This window comes from Bacillus sp. AFS053548 (assembly GCF_002575105.1).
Taxonomy (GTDB): Bacteria; Bacillota; Bacilli; order Bacillales; family Bacillaceae_G; genus Gottfriedia.
This window is the reverse complement of the sequence record NZ_NUHI01000045.1, coordinates 1-1,283: the sequence shown is the minus strand read 5'-3', so window position 1 is coordinate 1,283 and position 1,283 is coordinate 1. Positions and strand designations below refer to the sequence as shown.

Genomic DNA, 1,283 nt, shown 5'->3' with positions numbered 1-1,283 from the left:
TGTAATAATCCCCTTATAGTAGACAGTTAAAAGAAAGGTGCTGTACTGTCTACTATAGGGGGAATTTATTATGGGGAAAATTAGAAAGACATACGATATAGAATATAAGCTTCAGGCGATTAACCTTTATTTGGAAGAAGGTATGGGCGCAAAAAGTATTGGTAAGGAATTGGGGATTGCTTATGCAATTGTTGAAAGATGGATTAACCATTATAAAAGAGAAGGTATCCAAGGGCTTGAAGAAAAACGTGGAAAAGCGAAAGGATATAATAAAGGCAGACCTAAAATCGAACCATTAAGTGACGCAGGAAAGATTCAAAGATTAGAAGCTGAGAACGCATATTTAAAAAAGCTCTTAGCCTTGAAAAAGGAGATGATATTAAAAAGAAAACGTTAGAATATAGTGTTATTTATGAGCTAAAAACAAATTATCCTGTTGTCTTACTTTGTAAGATTGCAGGGGTTTCTAAAAGTGGGTTTTATAAATGGGCTAGGAATAAAGAGTGTCCGTCCACTAAACAAATTGAAGATCAACTCATTGTTTCCAAAATCATAGAATGTCATCAAGATCCAGATATAAATGAGAGTTTTGGATATGTACGAGTTAAAACGTGGTTGAAGAAAGTATATGGTCTTATTGTAAACCATAAGCGTGTATATAGACTAATGAAAGAAAATGGAATTCGAGCTAAAATTCGTGTAAAAAAGTGGAGGCATTTTGGACGAAAGGAAAAGTACGTTATCTCCAATAATCACCTAAATCGAGAGTTCAGCACAAAAGATCCGAATAAAAAGTGGGTAACTGATATAACTTACCTTATATTTAATGGGAAACGATTATATCTTTCCGTTATTCAAGATCTCTATAATAACGAAATAGTTTCTTACCAAATCAGCGAAAGGAACGATTTAAAGCTAGTTTTAGATACAGTAAAAAAAGCAAGAAAAAAAAGAGATGTTCATGGGCTCCTATTACATAGCGATCAAGGATACCAGTACACCTCAAAAAGATATAACCTAACACTTAAAAGATACAATATAAAGCCAAGTATGTCTAGAAAAGCAAATTGCCTGGATAATGCATGTATTGAAAGTTTCTTTAGTCATTTTAAAACCGAGTGCTTTTATCGCTATCAGTTTAATGAACAGAAACAGGTTGAGCATGCGGTAAAGCGATATATTTGGTACTACAACAATAAGAGATTTCAAAAGAAATTAAATAACCTTAGCCCTATTGAATACAGGGCTAAGGCTGCTTAAAATACCTTTTTTATTAGTGTCCA

At 33.1% G+C, this 1,283-nt stretch carries 2 protein-coding genes; both read left to right on the top strand.

The annotated features are described in order from the left end of the window. The first annotated feature begins 70 nt into the window (after positions 1-70). Complete coding sequence (locus CN946_RS20575; RefSeq protein ID WP_098862802.1) at positions 71-397, top strand: helix-turn-helix domain-containing protein; 327 nt, start codon at positions 71-73, stop codon at positions 395-397. After that, entirely contained in the window at positions 340-1,260 is a 921-nt protein-coding gene (locus tag CN946_RS20570) for an IS3 family transposase (protein WP_141546955.1), read from the top strand. Before CN946_RS20575 ends, CN946_RS20570 begins: the two co-directional genes overlap by 58 nt. Positions 1,261-1,283 lie beyond the last annotated feature (23 nt).

Excerpts from the sequence above, each read along its gene's own strand:
- CN946_RS20575 (WP_098862802.1), top strand. The coding sequence starts at position 71 with ATGGGGAAAATTAGAAAGACATACGATATAGAATATAAGCTTCAGGCG.